We start from the raw sequence: 16,548 nt of genomic DNA on the forward strand, positions 1-16,548 counted from the left end.
CCAGCATGTGGGCCCGCATTCGAAGCAGACTGGCCGGCCCAATGAGTGGGCGGCCGAAACTCAGATCAGACGCGGCGGCGCTTCGGCGGCCGGCAGCCGTTGTGCGGGATCGGGGTCACGTCACGGATCGAGGTGATCGTGAAGCCCGCCGCCTGCAAAGCGCGGAGCGCGCTCTCGCGGCCGGAACCGGGGCCGCGCACCTGGACTTCCAGGGTCTTCACGCCATGCTCCATCGCCTTCTTGGCGGCGGCATCGGCGGCAACCTGCGCCGCATACGGCGTGGACTTGCGCGAACCCTTGAAGCCATTGCTGCCCGACGAGGCCCAGGCCACCGCGTTGCCCTGGTCGTCGGTGATGGTGATCATGGTGTTGTTGAAGCTGGCGTTCACATGCGCGACGCCGGAGGTGATGTTCTTGCGCTCGCGCCGCTTGACGCGTCCGCCGCCCGGTGCTCCGCCTGCCGCCACTGGTTTAGCCATGTCTTCTGTCCGTTCCTTATGCAGCGCTCGATGCGCCGCTCGTTCCAAAAATTACTTCGTCGCCTGCTTCTTGCCGGCGATCGCGACCGCCTTGCCCTTGCGGGTGCGCGCATTGGTATGCGTACGCTGGCCGCGGACCGGCAGGCCCTTGCGGTGACGGAGGCCGCGGTAGCAGCCGAGATCCATCAGACGCTTGATGTTCATCGCGGTCTGGCGACGCAGATCGCCTTCCACGGTGTAGCCCTGGTCGATCACTTCGCGGATCTTCACGACCTCGGCGTCGGTCAGCTGACTGACGCGCCGGTCGGCCGGAATGCCCACCTTCTCGACGATTTCCTTGGCCTTCGCCGGACCGATGCCGGTGATGTAGGTCAGGCCGATGATCACCCGCTTTTGCGTCGGGATGTTGACGCCGGCAATACGCGCCACTGCAGTAACTCCTCAATATTCCCGGATCACGGCAACACGAAACAACTCGGTCACCTGGGTGGTCGAGAGGCGCGCATTATATGAAGATTCGCCTGCCCGTCAACCACTGCGCAAGATCCATGCTAGCGCAAATTTACTCTATCAGATCAAATGCTTAGGCCTTAACTCCGTCCAGCGCCCGGTCGATCTGCCCGGCTACTTCCGACATGGCAGCCATGCCGTCCACCGAATGCAGTAGGCCCTTGGCCTGATAATACGGCAGGATCGGCGCCGTCTGCTGCCGGTAGGCAACCAGGCGGGCCTTCACGGTCTCGGCGTTGTCGTCGGCGCGCCGGGTGAACTCGGTGCTGCCGCACTTGTCGCAGATGCCGTCCTTCTTCGGCCGGGCGAACTTGTCGTGGTAGCCGGTGCCGCATTTGGCACAGGTGAACCGCCCGGAAATCCGCTCGATCAGCGCCGCGTCATCGACCTTGAGCTCGACCACGGCGTCGATCTTCTTGCCCTTCTTCGCCAGCATCGCGTCCAGCGCCTCGGCCTGCGCCACGGTCCGCGGAAAGCCGTCGAAGATGACACCCTTGGCCGTATCCGGCTTGTCGGTCCGGCCGTCGATCATCCCGATCACGATCGCGTCCGAGACCAGCTGGCCGGCGTCCATGATCTTCTTGGCCTCCTGACCCAGCGCCGAACCGGACGCCACTTCCGCCCGCAGCATGTCGCCGGTCGAAAGCTGCACGAGCCCGCGCTCGTCGGTCAGTTTCTTGGCCTGGGTCCCCTTCCCTGCCCCGGGGGGTCCCAGCAGAATCAGATTCAAACCGTCTCTCCCCCGAGTTAGCGGCGGCCCCTCAGCTTGGCCTTCTTGATGAGCCCTTCATACTGGTGCGCCAGCAGATGCGAATGGATCTGCGCCACCGTGTCCATGGTGACCGAGACCACGATCAGCAGGCTGGTGCCGCCGAAGTAGAACGGGATCGCGTAGTTGGCGATCAGCACTTCCGGCAGCGCGCAGACGACGCAAAGGTAGGCGGCACCGACCACGGTCAGGCGGGTCAGCACGTAGTCGAGATATTCCGCGGTGTTCTTGCCCGGACGGATGCCCGGGATGAAGCCGTTGTACTTCTTCAGGTTCTCCGCGGTGTCGTCCGGGTTGAAGACGATCGCGGTGTAGAAGAAGGCGAAGAACACGATCATCGCGCAATAGAGCACGATGTAGAGCGGCTTGCCGTGGCCCAGGTAGGCCATCACGTCCTGCAACCAGCCCGGCGCGCCGGCGCTGGAGCCGTAGAAGCCGGCGACGGTCAGCGGCAGCAGCAGCAGCGACGAGGCGAAGATCGGCGGGATGACGCCCGAGCTGTTGAGTTTCAGCGGCAGATGCGAGGACTCGCCGCCCATCATCTTGTTGCCCATCTGGCGCTTGGGATACTGCACGATCAGCCGGCGCTGGGCGCGCTCGAAGAACACGATGCCGGCGATCACCACCACCACCATGACCGCGACCACCAGCACGAAGATGCCGCTGATCGAGCCGGTCCAGAGCTGGGTCAGCATCTGCTCGACCGCGGTCGGCAGGCGGGCGACGATGCCGGCGAAGATGATGAGCGAGATGCCGTTGCCGATGCCGCGGGCGGTGATCTGCTCGCCGATCCACATCAGGAACACGGTGCCGGCGGTCAGCGAGACGACCGCGGTGATGATGAAGGTCATGCCGGGATCGATGACCGCGGAGCCGCTCGGCCCGGCCATGCGGATCAGGCCGTTGGCCATGCCGAAGGACTGAACCAGCGCCAGGCCGACCGTCGCATAGCGGGTGTATTGGTTGATCTTCTTGCGGCCGCTCTCGCCTTCCTTCTTCAGCGCTTCCAGGGTCGGGACGACCGAGGTCATGAGCTGCATGATGATGGAGGCGGAGATGTAGGGCATGATGCCCAGCGCGAACACGGTCATCCGGCTGATGGCGCCGCCGGCGAACATGTCCACCATGCCGAGGACGCCGCCCGAATGCTGACTGAAGATCTGCGCGAAGGCCGCGGCGTCGATGCCGGGCAGCGGAATATAGGCGCCGATCCGGGCCACGATCAGCGCGCCCAGGGTGAACCAGATCCGCTTCTTGAGCTCTTCGGCCTTGGCGAAGGCGCCGAGATTGATACTGGAGGCTAACTGTTCGGCGGCTGAAGCCATGGTCCTCTTGCCTTCGCGGCTAAACGCGGGAATTGCCCATCAGAGATCGCAATTCCCGCGGAATGTTCAAGCCCCAGCGCTGTTTAGCCAGGTTATTCCTTGGCCGGCTTCTCGGCCTTGGGCTTCTTCGCGGCTTTCGGCTCGGCAGCAGCCTCGGCTTTCGCCGGCTTCGCCGCCTTGGCTTCGGCCTTCGGCTTGTCCTCGCCCTTGGCGGCCTTCTCGGCCTGCGCCTTGGCGAAGAGCTCGGCCTTGGTCGGGCCCTTCGGGGCCTCTTCCTTCACCGGAAGGGTCACCTTCACCGAACCGCCGGCCTTCTCGACCAGGGCGATCGCGGACTTGGAGGCGCCGGCGACTTCGATTGCGAGCTTGGCCTTGAGGTCCCCCTTGCCCAGCAACCGGACGCCGTCGCGCGGGCGGCCGATCAGGCCGGCAGCGCGGAGGGTCTCGGCATTGACCGGCTTCGCCGCATCGAGACGGCCGGCATCGATCGCCTGCTGCAGGCGGCCGGTGTTCACCTCGACGAACTCAAGAGCGAAGATGTTGTTGAAGCCGCGCTTCGGCAGGCGGCGGTAGAGCGGCATCTGGCCGCCCTCGAAGCCATTGATGGCGACGCCGGTGCGCGCGGTCTGGCCCTTGCCGCCGCGGCCGCCGGTCTTGCCCTTGCCGGAGCCGATGCCGCGACCGACGCGGATGCGGGACTTGCGGGCGCCCGGATTGTCTCGGAGTTGGTCCAGTTTCATCGTCATAAACCTTCAGCAGGCGCGTCAATGCGCCAGGTTGTTCAGTTCGCCGGCTCGACTTTCAGCATATGGGCGACCTTGTCGACCATGCCGCGGATCGAGGGCGTGTCCTCGACCACGTTCGAGCGGTTCATCTTGTCGAGACCGAGGGCCCGCAGCGTGGCCTTCTGGCCGGGCTTGCGGCCGATCGGGCTGCCGGTCTGGGTGATCTTGAGCTTGGCCATTGTACCAGTCCTTACTCGCGGGCTTCGGCGGCCGCATCGCCGCGCTTGCCGAGGATGTCGCTCACCTTCTTGGAACGGCGGGCGGCAACCGAACGCGGCGAGTTGCAATGCTGAAGCGCATCGAACGCCGCCTTGATCATGTTGTGCGGGTTCGAGGTGCCGACCGACTTCGCCACGACGTCATGGACGCCGAGCGCTTCGAAGATCGCACGAACCGGGCCGCCGGCGATGATGCCGGTGCCGGCTTCCGCCGCACGGATCACCACGCGACCGGCGCCGAAGTGCCCGTCGGCGTCATGATGCAGGGTCCGGCCCTCGCGCAGCGGAACGCGGATCATCGTCTTCTTGGCATGCTCGGTCGCCTTGCGGATCGCTTCCGGCACTTCGCGGGCCTTGCCCGAGCCGTGGCCGACGCGGCCCTTGCCGTCGCCGACGACGACGATCGCGGCGAAGCCGAAGCGCTTGCCGCCCTTCACCACCTTGGCGACGCGGTTGATGCCGACGAGCTTCTCGATCAGCTCGACTTCCTCAGAACGGTTTCCGCCCCGCTCGCGATCGCGGTCGCGACGACCACCTTCGGATTTCGCCTGACGTGCCATATTCGTTTCCTGTCCTTAGAAGGAGAGTCCGCCCTCGCGGGCGGCGTCGGCCAGGGCCTTGACCCGGCCATGATACTTGTAGCCGCCGCGATCGAAGGCGACTTCCTTGATGCCCTTGGCAACCGCGCGCTCGGCGATCAGCTTGCCGACCTTCTTCGCCGCCTCGATGTTGGCGGTGGTCTTCAGGCCGCCCTTCACGTCCTTCTCGATGGTCGAGGCCGAGGCCAGCGTGGTGCCGGCGGCATCGTCGATGATCTGGACGTAGATGTGCAGGCCCGAACGGAAGACCGACAGGCGCGGACGGCCGCCGGAATTCTTCCGGAGCCCGGTCCGAACCCGCTGCTGGCGGCGGGCGAAAAGCTTGCTGACGTTCGACATGGCGCTTGGCCCTTACCTTACTTCTTCTTGCCTTCCTTGCGGAGGATGTGCTCGCCCTCGTACTTGATACCCTTGCCCTTGTAGGGCTCGGGCGGGCGAACGGCGCGGATTTCCGCAGCGATCTGACCGACCTTCTGCTTGTCGAAGCCGGTGATCGAGATCGCGGTCGGCTTCTCGCATTTGATCGCGATCCCTTCCGGGATCGGGAAGGTCACATCGTGGCTGTAGCCCATCTGCAGCTGCAGGTTCTTGCCCTGCACCGCCGCACGATAGCCGGTGCCGGTGATCTCCAGGTTCTTGGTGTAGCCCTTGGAGACACCCTCGACCATGTTGCGCAGATTGGCGCGGGTCGCGCCCCAGCTCATGCGGGCCTGCTTCGACTCGTTGATCGGCTTCACCCAGACCTTGCCGTCCTTCACGGTGACCTCGACCTCGGCGGTCGAGATCGGAAGCTTCAAGGTTCCGAGCTTGCCCTTCACGGTCGCGGCGCCGCCGGCGACGTCAACGGTGACGCCCTGCGGAACCTCGACTGGATTCTTACCGACGCGGGACATTGCATACGCTCCTTAGAACACCCGGCAGAGCACTTCACCGCCGACATTGGCGGTGCGTGCCTCGCCGTCCGACATGACGCCGCGCGGGGTCGACAGGATCGAGATCCCGAGACCGTTGTAGTAGCGCGGCAGGTCGGCGATCTTCGAATAGACCCGACGGCCAGGCTTGGAGACGCGATTGATCTCCTTAATGACCGGCGTGCCCTCGTGATACTTCAGCTCGATCGTCAGCTCGCCGCCGGGCTTCGAGGCATCCACGGAGAAATCGCGGATGTAACCCTCGCGCTTCAGCACTTCGAGAACGTTCGCGCGCAGCTTGGACGCGGGGCTTGCAACCTTCTGCATGCCCGCCTTCTGACCGTTGCGGATCCGGGTCAGCAGGTCGCCCAATGGATCATTGATTGCCATGCTTCATCGTCTCCCGATTACCAGCTCGACTTGACCATGCCGGGGATCTGCCCGGTGGAAGCGAGGTCGCGCAACGCAATGCGCGAAAGCTTGAACTTGCGATAGGTGGCGCGCGGACGGCCGGTCAGCTCGCAGCGATTGCGGATCCGCACCTTCGACGAGTTGCGCGGCAGCTCGGCCAGCTTCAGGCGGGCGGCGAACCGCTCTTCCATCGGCAGGTCCTCGTTGTCGGCGATCGCCTTCAGCCGGTTGCGCTTGGCGGCGTACTGCTTCGCCATCCGCTCCCGCTTCTTGTTTTTCTCGATCGAGCTCTTCTTAGCCATCTCTTGCTCCTAACGGGCCGGCTCAGTTGTTGAAGGGCATGTCGAAGCCCTTCAGCAAAGCCTTGGCCTCAGCGTCGGTTTTCGCGGTCGTGCAGATCACGATGTCCATGCCGCGAACCTTATCCACCTTGTCGTAGTCGATCTCGGGGAACACCAGCTGCTCCTTCAGGCCCAGCGTGTAGTTGCCGCGGCCGTCGAAGCTCTTGCCGGAGATGCCGCGGAAATCGCGGACCCGCGGCAAAGCGATGTTCACCAAGCGATCAAGGAACTCATACATATGCTGCTTGCGCAGGGTGACCTTGCAGCCGATCGCCATGCCTTCGCGCAGCTTGAAAGTCGCGATCGACTTCCGCGCCTTGGTGATCACCGGCTTCTGGCCGGCGATCGCGGTCAGCTCGGCAACCGCGAGGTTGATCTTCTTGGAATCGGCGGTCGCTTCGCCGACACCCATATTGATCACGATCTTGTCCAGCTTCGGCACCTGCATCGGGTTCGTGTAGCCGAACTCCTTGGTCAGGGCCTCGCGGACGACCTTCTTGTAGTGGTCTTGCAGACGGGCAGCCATATCAGGCCTCCTCAATCAATCGCTTCGCCGGAACGACGGGCGACGCGGATCTTCCGCTCGCCGTCCATCCGGTAGCCGACGCGGGTCGGCTTCTGGGTCTTCGGGTCGATATGGGCGACGTTGGAGACGTGGATCGAGGCTTCCTTCTCGATGATCCCGCCCTGCGCCTGCATGGTCTGGCGCTGGTGGCGCTTCACCATGTGGACGCCCTGCACGATCAGCCGGTTCTCCTCGCGGAGCACCTTCATGACCTCGCCGGTCTTGCCCTTGTCGCGACCGGTGATCACAACCACCTTGTCGCCCTTCTTGATCTTCAGCTTCGTCGCCATTTTCTACCGGTCCTTCCCGCTCACAGCACTTCAGGTGCCAGCGAGATGATCTTCATGAACTTCTTCGCGCGGAGCTCGCGGGTCACCGGGCCGAAGATGCGGGTGCCGATCGGCTCGCCCTGCTTGTTGATCAGCACCGCCGCGTTGCGGTCGAAGCGGATCGAGCTGCCGTCGGTCCGGCGGATTTCCTTCGCGGTCCGGACGATCACCGCCTGGTGCACGTCGCCCTTCTTCACCTTGCCGCGCGGGATCGCCTCCTTGATGGAGACGACGATCACGTCGCCCACGCTGGCGGTGCGGCGCTTGGAACCGCCCAGCACCTTGATGCACTGCACGCGGCGCGCGCCGGAATTGTCGGCAACGTCCAGGTTCGTCTGCATCTGGATCATGGTTGGGTCCTCTTACTGCGCGGACGCGGAGGAATTGGCGGCGTTCGCAACGACCGAAGCCTCGGCCGCCGACACCACTTCCCAGCGCTTGTTCTTCGAAATCGGGCGGCACTCGCGGATGTAGACCACGTCGCCGACCTTGCACGCGTTCGCCTCGTCATGCGCCTGGAAGCGCTTCGAGCGACGAATGAACTTCTTGTAGACCGGGTGCATGACGCGACGCTCGACCGAGACGATCACGGTCTTCGCGTTCTTGTCGCTCACCACGGTGCCTTGCAGGACTCGCCTTGGCATCTCTCTTCTCCTCTACCCGCGCCGCTCAGGAGGCCTTGGCCTGCGCCTTCTGGCGCAGGAAGGTCTCGACCCGTGCGATGTCACGCCGGACGGCGCGCACGCGGGCGGTGTTCTCCAGCTGACCCGAGGCGCGCTGGAAGCGCAGGTTGAACGCCTCCTTCTGCAGCGACACCAGGTCGGCCTTCAGTTGGTCTTCGCTCTTAATGCGCAGATCTTCTGCCTTCATGATCCGATCTCCTACTCGTCACCCAGGCGGGTGACCATGCGCGCCTTGATCGGCAGCTTGGCGGATGCGAGCGCGAAGGCCTCCACGGCGAGGTTCTTCTGCACGCCGTCGATCTCGAACATGATCCGGCCCGGGTGGATACGCGCCACCCAGTATTCCGGCGAGCCCTTGCCCGAGCCCATGCGGACTTCGGCGGGCTTGCGGCTGACCGGCACGTCCGGGAAGACGCGGATCCAGACCTTGCCGACGCGCTTCATGTGGCGCGTGATCGCGCGGCGGGCCGCCTCGATCTGGCGCGCGGTGATACGGCCCGGCTCGACGGCCTTCAGGCCGTAGGCGCCGAAGTTCAGCTCGAAGCCGCCCTTCGCCTTGCCGTGGATCCGGCCCTTGTGGGCCTTTCTGAACTTGGTTCGCTTCGGAGAAAGCATGGTCCCAATTCCTCGTTAGCGCGCGGGCTGAGCTTCGCTGGCGCGCTTATCGGTCGCCAACGGGTCATGCGCCATGATCTCGCCCTTGAACACCCAGACTTTGACGCCGCAGGTGCCGTAGGTCGTCTTCGCCGTACCCTCGCCGAAATCGATCTCGGCGCGGAGCGTGTGCAGCGGAACGCGGCCCTCGCGGTACCACTCCATGCGGGCGATCTCGGCGCCGCCCAGACGGCCGCTGCAGTTGATGCGGATGCCGAGGGCACCCAGGCGCATCGCCGACTGCACCGCGCGCTTCATGGTGCGGCGGAAGGCGACGCGGCGCTCGAGCTGCTGCGCGATGTTCTCGGCAATCAGCTTGGCGTCGATCTCGGGCTTGCGGATCTCGACGATGTTCAGGCTCACTTCCGAGCCGGTCATCTTGGCGAGATCGGAACGCAGCTTCTCGATGTCGGCGCCCTTCTTGCCGATCACCACGCCCGGGCGCGCCGAGTGGATGGTGACGCGGGCCTTCTTCGCCGGGCGCTCGATGATGATCTTCGAGATGCCGGCCTGGGCCAGACGGTCGCGCAGGTATTCCTTCAGCTTCAGATCCTCATGGAGGAGCTGCGCGTAATCCCGGCCAGCGAACCAGCGGCTGTCCCAGGTCCGGTTGATACCGACCCGCAGGCCGATCGGATTGACCTTCTGACCCATTACTTCGTCTCCTCGGCTTCGGCGCGCTCGCGCACGACGACCGTCAGATTGCTCCACTTCTTCTCGACGCGGACGCCGCGGCCCTTGGCGCGGGCGGCGAAGCGCTTCAGCTTGAAGCTGCCGCCCACATAGGCTTCCGCGACGAACAGGCGATCGACGTCGAGCTGGTGGTTGTTCTCGGCGTTGGCAATCGCGGCCTGCAGCACCTTCTTCACGTCGCCGGCGGCGCGCTTCTTCGAGAAGGTGAGCGCAGCCAGCGCCGGCTGGGCGCCCATGCCGCGGATCATCCCCGCCACCAGGTTCAACTTGCGCGGCGTGGTCTGGACCACCGAGGCGACAGCCTGCGCCTCGTTGTCCTTCAGCTTGCGCTCGGTCTTTTGCTTGCTCATGCCGACGGCGCCTTCTTCACCTTCTTGTCGACCGCGGTGTGACCGGTGAAGGTCCGGGTCGGCGAGAATTCACCAAACTTGTGGCCGATCATGTTCTCGGTGACCAGAACGGGCAGGAACTTGTGACCGTTATAGACACCGAAGGTCAGGCCGACGAACTGCGGCAGGATGGTCGAACGACGCGACCACGTCTTGATCACTTCGTTGCGTCCGCTGCCACGGCTCGCCTCTGCCTTCTTCAGCAGATAGCCGTCGATAAACGGACCTTTCCATACGGAGCGCGCCATCTTCGCTTTCCTTACTGCTTCTTCTTCGCGGCCTGACGGCGGCGGAGAATGAGACCGTCGGTCTTCTTGTTGTGACGGGTCTTCTTGCCCTTGGTCGGCTTACCCCACGGGGTGACCCAGGCACGACCGCCGTTGGTACGACCACCGTGCGGGTGATCGACCGGGTTCATGGTGATGCCGCGGACGGTCGGGCGCTTGCCGAGCCAGCGCGCGCGACCGGCCTTGCCGATCGAGACGTTCTGCTGGTCCGGGTTCGAGACCGCGCCGATCGTGGCCATGCACTCGGCCTTGACCATGCGGACTTCGCCCGAGGGCATCTTCAGCAGCGCGTTGCCCTGGTCGCGGCCGACCAGCTGCAGGTAGGTGCCGGCGGAGCGGGCCATCTGGCCGCCGCGGCCCTGCTTCAGCTCGACGTTGTGCACGATGGTGCCGACCGGGATGTTCCGGAGCGGCATCGCATTGCCCGGCTTCACGTCCACGCGCTCGCCGGAGACGACCTGGTCGCCGGCCTTGAGGCGCTGCGGGGCCAGGATGTAGGCCTGCTCGCCGTCCGAATACTTGATCAGCGCGATGAACGCGGTGCGGTTAGGATCGTACTCGAGATGCTCCACCGTCGCGGTCACGTCGAACTTGCGGCGCTTGAAATCGACGATGCGATAGCGCTGCTTGTGACCCCCGCCCTGGCGGAAGTTCACGATGCGGCCGTAATTGTTGCGGCCGCCCTTGCGCTTCTTGCCCTCGGTCAGCGCCTTGACCGGTCCGCCCTTGTGGAGCTCGGACCGATCGACGATGACCAGCTGGCGGCGGCCAGCGGAAGTCGGCTTGAAAGTCTTCAATGCCATGGCGTCAGATTCCCGTCGTCACGTCGATGGTGTTGCCCTCGACCAGGGTCACCACGGCTTTCTTGAAATCGTTGCGCTTGCCGGGGCGACCGCGCCACAGCTTGGTCTTGCCCTGGACCCGCAGCGTGTTGACCGCCTTCACCTTCACCTTGAAGACAGTCTCGACCGCCGCCTTGATCTCCGGCTTGGTCGCTTCCAGCGGAACGCGGAAGGTCACCTGGTTGTGCTCGGAGCCCTGCGTCGACTTCTCCGTCACCACCGGGCGACGGATGATCGTCAGCATCTGGGCTTCGTCGAGCTTCACGACCGGCTTTTCGATCTTGCGCGCGCGGCTCATTTCAAACGCTCCACCAGGTGCTCCACGGCAGCCTTGGTCAGGACCAGGGTGTCGCGGCGCAGGATGTCGTACACATTGGCGCCCTGCTGCGGCAGCACATCCACGTTCGGGATGTTGCGCGCAGCCAGCGCGAACTTCTCATCGACCGCCGGACCGTCGATCACCAGCACCGACTTCAGGCCGAGGGTCTTCAGCTTCGCCGTCAGGTCCTTGGTCTTGCCGGTGGCACCCGTGGTGCCGTTCCAGATGATCAGCTTGCCGTCCTTCACCTTGGACGACAGCGCGGTCTTCAGCGCCAGCTTGCGGACCTTCTTGGTCAGGTCGTGGGCATGGCTGCGCACGACCGGGCCGAAGATGGTCGCGCCGCCGCGGAACTGCGGCGAGCGCAGCGAACCCTGGCGGGCGCGGCCGGTGCCCTTCTGCGAATAGGGCTTCTTGGTCGTGCCGGAGATATCGCCGATCTCCTTGGTCTTGTGATTGCCGGAGCGGCGCTTGGCCAGCTGCCAGTTCACACAACGGGCCAGGATGTCGCGGCGGACCGGACGGCCGAAGATGTCCTTGAAGACCTCGTCGGCGAGGTCGAGCTCGCCATGGGCCTTGCTGTCGATGTCGGTGATCTTGAGTTTCATGATCGCGATTCCTTAGGCGGCCGCTTCGGCTTTGCCCTTGAGGGCGGCCGGCTTCGGCGCCTCCTTCGGCAGAGCGCGCTTCACGGCGTCCTTCACCAGGACGTAGGAGCCTTCATGGCCGGGGACCGCGCCGTGCACGTAGATCAGGCCCTGCTCGACGTCGGTCTCGACGATCTTCAGGTTCTGCTGCGTGACGCGCTCGACGCCGAGGTGGCCGGCCATCTTCTTGCCCGGGAAGGTACGACCCGGATCCTGGCGGTTGCCGGTCGAACCGTGCGAGCGGTGCGAGACCGAGACGCCGTGGGTGGCGCGCAGGCCGCCAAAGTTCCAGCGCTTCATCGAGCCGGCGAAGCCCTTGCCGATCGTGGTGCCCACGACATCGACGAACTGCCCGGTGACGAAATGCGCGGCGGAGAGCTCGGCGCCGACTTCCAGGAGATTCTCCTTGGAGACCCGGAATTCCGCGAGCTTCTGCTTCGGCTCCACCTTGGCTTTCGCAAAGTGGCCGCGCTGGGCCTTGGAGACGTTCTTGACCTTCGCCTTGCCGACGCCGAGCTGCACGGCATTGTAGCCGTTCGTCTCGTCGGTGCGGACCGCGACGACCTGACAATGGTCGACCTTCAGCACGGTAACGGGCACATGGTTGCCGTCAGCGGCGAAGATGCGGGTCATGCCCAGCTTCTGGGCGAGGAGACCGGTACGCATGGCTGCCTCAGTTCTTCAACTTGATTTCGACATCGACGCCCGCGGCGAGGTCGAGCTTCATCAGCGCGTCCACGGTCTGCGGGGTCGGATCGACGATGTCCAGCAAGCGCTTGTGCGTCCGGATCTCGAACTGCTCGCGGCTCTTCTTGTCCACGTGCGGCGAACGGTTCACCGTGAAACGCTCGATGCGGGTCGGCAGCGGGATCGGGCCGCGGACCTGGGCGCCGGTGCGCTTCGCCGTGATCACGATCTCGTTCGTCGACTGATCGAGAACGCGATGGTCGAACGCCTTGAGGCGGATGCGGATATTCTGGCTGTCCATCGTCTAGGTGCCTTTACTCGATGATGCTGGCAACGACGCCGGCGCCGACGGTGCGGCCGCCTTCGCGGATCGCGAAGCGGAGGCCTTCGTCCATCGCGATCGGCGCAATCAGATGCACCTCCATCGAGATGTTGTCGCCCGGCATCACCATCTCGGTGCCCGCCGGCAGCTGCACGGTGCCGGTGACGTCGGTCGTGCGGAAGTAGAACTGCGGGCGGTAGTTGGTGAAGAACGGCGTGTGGCGGCCGCCCTCTTCCTTGGTCAGGATGTAGGCCTCGGCCTTGAACTTGGTGTGCGGGGTGATCGAACCCGGCTTGGCCAGGACCTGGCCGCGCTCGACTTCCTCGCGCTTGGTGCCACGAAGGAGAGCGCCGATGTTGTCGCCCGCCTCGCCGCTGTCCAAGAGCTTGCGGAACATCTCGACGCCGGTCACCGTCGTCTTCACGGTCGGGCGCAGGCCGATGATCTCGACTTCCTCGCCCACCTTCACGATGCCGCGCTCGACACGGCCGGTCACCACGGTGCCGCGGCCCGAGATCGAGAACACGTCTTCGATCGGCATCAGGAACGGACGATCCTTCGGACGCTCCGGCTGCGGGATGTACTCGTCCACCGCCTGCATCAGCTTCAGGATCGCGTCATGGCCGATCTCCGGCTGCTTGTCTTCCAGCGCGCAGAGCGCCGAGCCACGGATCACCGGGATCTTGTCGCCCGGGAACTGGTAGGAGGTCAGCAGCTCGCGCACTTCCAGCTCGACCAGGTCGAGCAGCTCCGGGTCGTCCACCATGTCGACCTTGTTCATGAACACCACCAGCGCCGGAACGCCGACCTGGCGCGCCAGCAGGATGTGCTCGCGGGTCTGCGGCATCGGGCCGTCGGCAGCGCTCACCACCAGGATCGCCCCGTCCATCTGCGCCGCACCCGTGATCATGTTCTTCACGTAGTCGGCGTGACCCGGGCAATCCACGTGCGCGTAGTGCCGGTTCTTGGTCTCGTATTCAACATGCGCGGTCGAGATCGTGATGCCGCGGGCGCGCTCTTCCGGCGCCTTGTCGATCTGGTCGTACGCGGTGAACGTCGCACCGCCGGTCTCCGCCAGCACCTTCGTGATCGCCGCCGTCAGCGACGTCTTGCCGTGGTCAACGTGACCGATCGTGCCAACATTGCAATGCGGCTTGTTCCGCTCAAACTTAGCTTTCGCCATTGGACTGCTCCGTTCCTAGCCGCGTTACGCCATCTTGGCGCGGACTTCGTCCGCAACCGCCTGCGGCACTTGCTCATAATGATCGAAGTGCATCGTGTACTGCGCGCGGCCCTGGCTCATGGACCGCAGGTTGTTCACGTAGCCGAACATGTTGGCGAGCGGCACCATGGCGCTGACCACCTGCGCGTTGCCGCGGCTGTCCATGCCCTGCACCTGGCCGCGCCGGCTGTTCAGATCGCCGATCACGTCGCCGAGATACTCTTCCGGGGTCACGACCTCGACCTTCATCATCGGCTCGAGCAACTTCGGACCGGCCTTCGGAATGCCTTCGCGATAGCAAGCGCGCGCGGCGATGTCGAAGGTCATGACGTTCGAGTCAACGTCGTGGTACTGGCCGTCGATCAGGGTCGCCTTGAAGTCGATCATCGGGAAGCCGGCGATCACACCGGATTCCTTGGCGAGCTTCAGGCCCTTCTCGACGCCCGGGACGTATTCCTTGGGCACCGTGCCGCCGACCACGTCGTTCTCGAACACGAAGCCGCTGCCCGGAGCCAGCGGCTCGAAGCGGATCTTCACCTTCGCGAACTGGCCGGAGCCGCCGGTCTGCTTCTTGTGGGTGTAGTCGTGCTCGACGGTCTTGGTGATGGTCTCGCGGTACGCCACCTGCGGCGCGCCGACGTTGGCCTCGACCTTGAACTCGCGCTTCATGCGATCGACGATGATCTCGAGATGAAGCTCGCCCATGCCCTTGATGATGGTCTGGCCGCTCTCGTGATCCACCGACACGCGGAACGACGGGTCTTCCTGCGCCAGGCGATGCAGGGCGACGCCCATCTTCTCCTGGTCAGACTTCGACTTCGGCTCGACCGCGACCTCGATGACCGGGTCCGGGAATTCCATGCGCTCGAGCACGATCGGGTGCGCGGGATCGCAGAGCGTGTCGCCGGTGGTGGTCGCCTTCAGGCCCGCGAGCGCCACGATGTCGCCGGCGCGGGCTTCCTTGATGTCTTCGCGGGAGTTGGCGTGCATGGCGAGCATGCGGCCGACCCGCTCCTTGTCGCCCTTCACCGTGTTCATGACCTGGGTCGCCGCATTCAGCACGCCGGAATAGACGCGCACGAAGGTCAGCGAGCCGACGAACGGATCGGTCATGATCTTGAAGGCGAGGCCCGCGAACGGCTCGTCGTCCGAGCTCTTGCGGGTCATTTCCTTGTCGCCGTCCACTTCCACGCCCTTCACATCGGGCACGTCCAGCGGCGACGGCAGGTAGTCGATGACGGCGTCCAGCATCGGCTGCACGCCCTTGTTCTTGAAGGCGGAGCCGCACAGCACCGGCACGAAGGTCCCGGCGATGGTGCCCTTGCGGATCAGCTTCTTCAGGGTGTCGATATCGGGCTGCTTGCCCTCGAGATAGGCTTCCATCGCCTTGTCGTCGAGCTCGACGGCCATCTCGACCAGGCGGTGGTGATATTCCTCGGCCCGGGCCTTCATATCCTCGGGAATGTCGCCGACCACGAATTCCGCGCCCAGGCTCTCATCCTTCCAGACGATGCCCTTCATCTGCACCAGGTCGACCAGGCCGGCGAAATCGCTTTCGACGCCGATCGGCAGATGGATCACCATCGGCTTCGCGCCGAGGCGATCGACGATCATGTCGACGCAACGGTCGAAGTTGGCGCCGATGCGGTCCATCTTGTTGACGAAGCAGATGCGCGGCACGCCGTACTTGTCGGCCTGGCGCCACACGGTCTCGGACTGCGGCTCGACGCCGGCAACCGAGTCGAACACGGTGACGGCGCCGTCGAGGACGCGCAGCGAGCGCTCGACCTCGATGGTGAAGTCGACGTGGCCCGGGGTGTCGATGATGTTGATGCGGTGGTCGCGCCAGAAACAGGTCGTCGCGGCCGAAGTGATGGTGATGCCGCGCTCCTGCTCCTGCTCCATCCAATCCATGGTGGCAGTGCCCTCATGGACTTCACCGATCTTATAGGACTTGCCGGTGTAGTAGAGGATTCGCTCCGTGGTCGTGGTCTTGCCGGCATCGATGTGAGCCATGATGCCGATGTTGCGGTAGCGATCGAGTGGAGTGGTGCGCGCCATGATGCGTTCCTAAGCCGCCGTTATTACCAGCGGTAATGGGAGAAGGCCTTGTTGGCCTCCGCCATGCGATGGGTGTCTTCGCGCTTCTTCACCGAGGCGCCGCGGTTGTTGGCGGCATCCAGCAGCTCGGCGGCGAGGCGGTCGGTCATGGTCTGCTCGGAACGGCCGCGCGCGGTGGCGATGATCCAGCGGATCGCCAGCGCCTGGGCGCGATCGGGACGGACTTCGACCGGCACCTGGTAAGTCGCACCGCCGACGCGGCGGGAGCGGACTTCGAGATGCGGCTTCACGTTGGTGAGCGCCTCGTGGAAGGCCTTCACCGGATCGCCCTTGGACTTCTTCTCGACCTGGGCCATGGCGCCGTAGACGATGGTCTCGGCAGCCGACTTCTTGCCCTGGTACATGAGGCAGTTCATGAACTTGGTGAGCACGATATCGCCATACTTGGCGTCCGGCAGGACTTCGCGCTTCTCGGCAGCGTGACGACGGGACATTGCGCG

At 64.7% G+C, this 16,548-nt stretch carries 27 protein-coding genes and 1 pseudogene; all 28 read right to left on the reverse strand.

The features are described 5' to 3' along the window. Positions 1-65 precede the first annotated feature (65 nt). Entirely contained in the window at positions 66-479 is a 414-nt protein-coding gene (gene rpsK, locus ACYQ4T_RS12000; RefSeq protein WP_395021881.1) for a 30S ribosomal protein S11, read from the reverse strand. Positions 480-530: 51 nt separating this feature from the next. After that, positions 531-908 (reverse strand): 30S ribosomal protein S13, encoded by a 378-nt coding sequence (gene rpsM / locus ACYQ4T_RS12005; protein WP_395021883.1) that lies wholly within the window; start codon positions 906-908, stop codon positions 531-533. 154 nt (positions 909-1,062) lie between these two features. Then, the gene (locus ACYQ4T_RS12010; RefSeq protein ID WP_459854189.1) at positions 1,063-1,719 is read right to left on the reverse strand and encodes an adenylate kinase; all 657 of its coding nucleotides are present in this window, start codon (positions 1,717-1,719) and stop codon (positions 1,063-1,065) included. A 17-nt stretch (positions 1,720-1,736) separates the two neighbouring features. Continuing rightward, positions 1,737-3,083: a preprotein translocase subunit SecY gene (gene secY, locus ACYQ4T_RS12015; RefSeq protein WP_459854192.1), complete on the reverse strand. Its 1,347-nt coding sequence runs from the start codon at positions 3,081-3,083 to the stop codon at positions 1,737-1,739. A 263-nt stretch (positions 3,084-3,346) separates the two neighbouring features. Further along, a pseudogene (gene rplO / locus ACYQ4T_RS12020) lies at positions 3,347-3,823 on the reverse strand (50S ribosomal protein L15); the annotation flags it as partial. Positions 3,824-3,864: 41 nt separating this feature from the next. Next, on the reverse strand, positions 3,865-4,047 hold the full coding sequence (gene rpmD, locus ACYQ4T_RS12025) for a 50S ribosomal protein L30 (protein WP_459854195.1): 183 nt from the start codon (positions 4,045-4,047) through the stop codon (positions 3,865-3,867). A gap of 11 nt (positions 4,048-4,058) precedes the next feature. Continuing rightward, a complete protein-coding gene (gene rpsE / locus ACYQ4T_RS12030; RefSeq protein WP_459854197.1) occupies positions 4,059-4,646 on the reverse strand; it encodes a 30S ribosomal protein S5 in 588 nt (195 codons plus the stop codon). 15 nt (positions 4,647-4,661) lie between these two features. Continuing rightward, entirely contained in the window at positions 4,662-5,024 is a 363-nt protein-coding gene (rplR, locus tag ACYQ4T_RS12035) for a 50S ribosomal protein L18 (RefSeq protein WP_459854200.1), read from the reverse strand. Positions 5,025-5,041: 17 nt separating this feature from the next. Further along, on the reverse strand, positions 5,042-5,578 hold the full coding sequence (gene rplF / locus ACYQ4T_RS12040) for a 50S ribosomal protein L6 (protein WP_459854203.1): 537 nt from the start codon (positions 5,576-5,578) through the stop codon (positions 5,042-5,044). Between the two features lie 12 nt (positions 5,579-5,590). Next, on the reverse strand, positions 5,591-5,986 hold the full coding sequence (gene rpsH / locus ACYQ4T_RS12045; RefSeq protein WP_459854206.1) for a 30S ribosomal protein S8: 396 nt from the start codon (positions 5,984-5,986) through the stop codon (positions 5,591-5,593). 17 nt (positions 5,987-6,003) lie between these two features. Continuing rightward, positions 6,004-6,309 (reverse strand): 30S ribosomal protein S14, encoded by a 306-nt coding sequence (rpsN, locus tag ACYQ4T_RS12050; protein ID WP_395021893.1) that lies wholly within the window; start codon positions 6,307-6,309, stop codon positions 6,004-6,006. A 22-nt stretch (positions 6,310-6,331) separates the two neighbouring features. Beyond that, complete coding sequence (gene rplE, locus ACYQ4T_RS12055) at positions 6,332-6,874, reverse strand: 50S ribosomal protein L5 (RefSeq protein ID WP_395021895.1); 543 nt, start codon at positions 6,872-6,874, stop codon at positions 6,332-6,334. Positions 6,875-6,885: 11 nt separating this feature from the next. Continuing rightward, entirely contained in the window at positions 6,886-7,203 is a 318-nt protein-coding gene (gene rplX / locus ACYQ4T_RS12060) for a 50S ribosomal protein L24 (RefSeq protein ID WP_395021896.1), read from the reverse strand. Between the two features lie 20 nt (positions 7,204-7,223). Then, the gene (gene rplN / locus ACYQ4T_RS12065; protein ID WP_028096610.1) at positions 7,224-7,592 is read right to left on the reverse strand and encodes a 50S ribosomal protein L14; all 369 of its coding nucleotides are present in this window, start codon (positions 7,590-7,592) and stop codon (positions 7,224-7,226) included. Between the two features lie 12 nt (positions 7,593-7,604). Next, the gene (gene rpsQ / locus ACYQ4T_RS12070; RefSeq protein ID WP_459854211.1) at positions 7,605-7,886 is read right to left on the reverse strand and encodes a 30S ribosomal protein S17; all 282 of its coding nucleotides are present in this window, start codon (positions 7,884-7,886) and stop codon (positions 7,605-7,607) included. Between the two features lie 25 nt (positions 7,887-7,911). Beyond that, positions 7,912-8,112, reverse strand: coding sequence for a 50S ribosomal protein L29 (gene rpmC, locus ACYQ4T_RS12075; RefSeq protein ID WP_395021899.1), 201 nt, complete (start codon positions 8,110-8,112; stop codon positions 7,912-7,914). Between the two features lie 11 nt (positions 8,113-8,123). After that, a complete protein-coding gene (gene rplP / locus ACYQ4T_RS12080; RefSeq protein WP_395021900.1) occupies positions 8,124-8,540 on the reverse strand; it encodes a 50S ribosomal protein L16 in 417 nt (138 codons plus the stop codon). 15 nt (positions 8,541-8,555) lie between these two features. Then, entirely contained in the window at positions 8,556-9,233 is a 678-nt protein-coding gene (gene rpsC / locus ACYQ4T_RS12085) for a 30S ribosomal protein S3 (protein ID WP_459854215.1), read from the reverse strand. Further along, a complete protein-coding gene (gene rplV, locus ACYQ4T_RS12090) occupies positions 9,233-9,622 on the reverse strand; it encodes a 50S ribosomal protein L22 (protein WP_395021902.1) in 390 nt (129 codons plus the stop codon). The genes rpsC and rplV overlap by 1 nt, the downstream gene beginning before the upstream one ends. Next, the gene (gene rpsS, locus ACYQ4T_RS12095; RefSeq protein WP_459854218.1) at positions 9,619-9,909 is read right to left on the reverse strand and encodes a 30S ribosomal protein S19; all 291 of its coding nucleotides are present in this window, start codon (positions 9,907-9,909) and stop codon (positions 9,619-9,621) included. Before rpsS ends, rplV begins: the two co-directional genes overlap by 4 nt. Positions 9,910-9,920: 11 nt before the next feature. After that, positions 9,921-10,751, reverse strand: coding sequence for a 50S ribosomal protein L2 (gene rplB / locus ACYQ4T_RS12100; RefSeq protein ID WP_395021905.1), 831 nt, complete (start codon positions 10,749-10,751; stop codon positions 9,921-9,923). 4 nt (positions 10,752-10,755) lie between these two features. After that, positions 10,756-11,088 carry a 50S ribosomal protein L23 gene (locus ACYQ4T_RS12105; RefSeq protein ID WP_459854221.1) on the reverse strand — a complete coding sequence of 111 codons (333 nt, stop codon included), beginning with the start codon at positions 11,086-11,088 and terminating at the stop codon, positions 10,756-10,758. Then, positions 11,085-11,717, reverse strand: coding sequence for a 50S ribosomal protein L4 (gene rplD / locus ACYQ4T_RS12110; protein WP_459854223.1), 633 nt, complete (start codon positions 11,715-11,717; stop codon positions 11,085-11,087). The genes ACYQ4T_RS12105 and rplD overlap by 4 nt, the downstream gene beginning before the upstream one ends. Positions 11,718-11,729: 12 nt before the next feature. After that, a complete protein-coding gene (rplC, locus tag ACYQ4T_RS12115; protein ID WP_459854226.1) occupies positions 11,730-12,422 on the reverse strand; it encodes a 50S ribosomal protein L3 in 693 nt (230 codons plus the stop codon). Between the two features lie 7 nt (positions 12,423-12,429). Further along, entirely contained in the window at positions 12,430-12,744 is a 315-nt protein-coding gene (gene rpsJ / locus ACYQ4T_RS12120) for a 30S ribosomal protein S10 (RefSeq protein WP_379953391.1), read from the reverse strand. A 13-nt stretch (positions 12,745-12,757) separates the two neighbouring features. After that, positions 12,758-13,948, reverse strand: coding sequence for an elongation factor Tu (gene tuf, locus ACYQ4T_RS12125; protein ID WP_459854229.1), 1,191 nt, complete (start codon positions 13,946-13,948; stop codon positions 12,758-12,760). A 24-nt stretch (positions 13,949-13,972) separates the two neighbouring features. Then, on the reverse strand, positions 13,973-16,048 hold the full coding sequence (gene fusA / locus ACYQ4T_RS12130; RefSeq protein ID WP_459854231.1) for an elongation factor G: 2,076 nt from the start codon (positions 16,046-16,048) through the stop codon (positions 13,973-13,975). 23 nt (positions 16,049-16,071) lie between these two features. After that, positions 16,072-16,542, reverse strand: coding sequence for a 30S ribosomal protein S7 (gene rpsG, locus ACYQ4T_RS12135; RefSeq protein ID WP_459854234.1), 471 nt, complete (start codon positions 16,540-16,542; stop codon positions 16,072-16,074). Positions 16,543-16,548 lie beyond the last annotated feature (6 nt).

The organism is Dongia sp. agr-C8 (assembly GCF_054658695.1).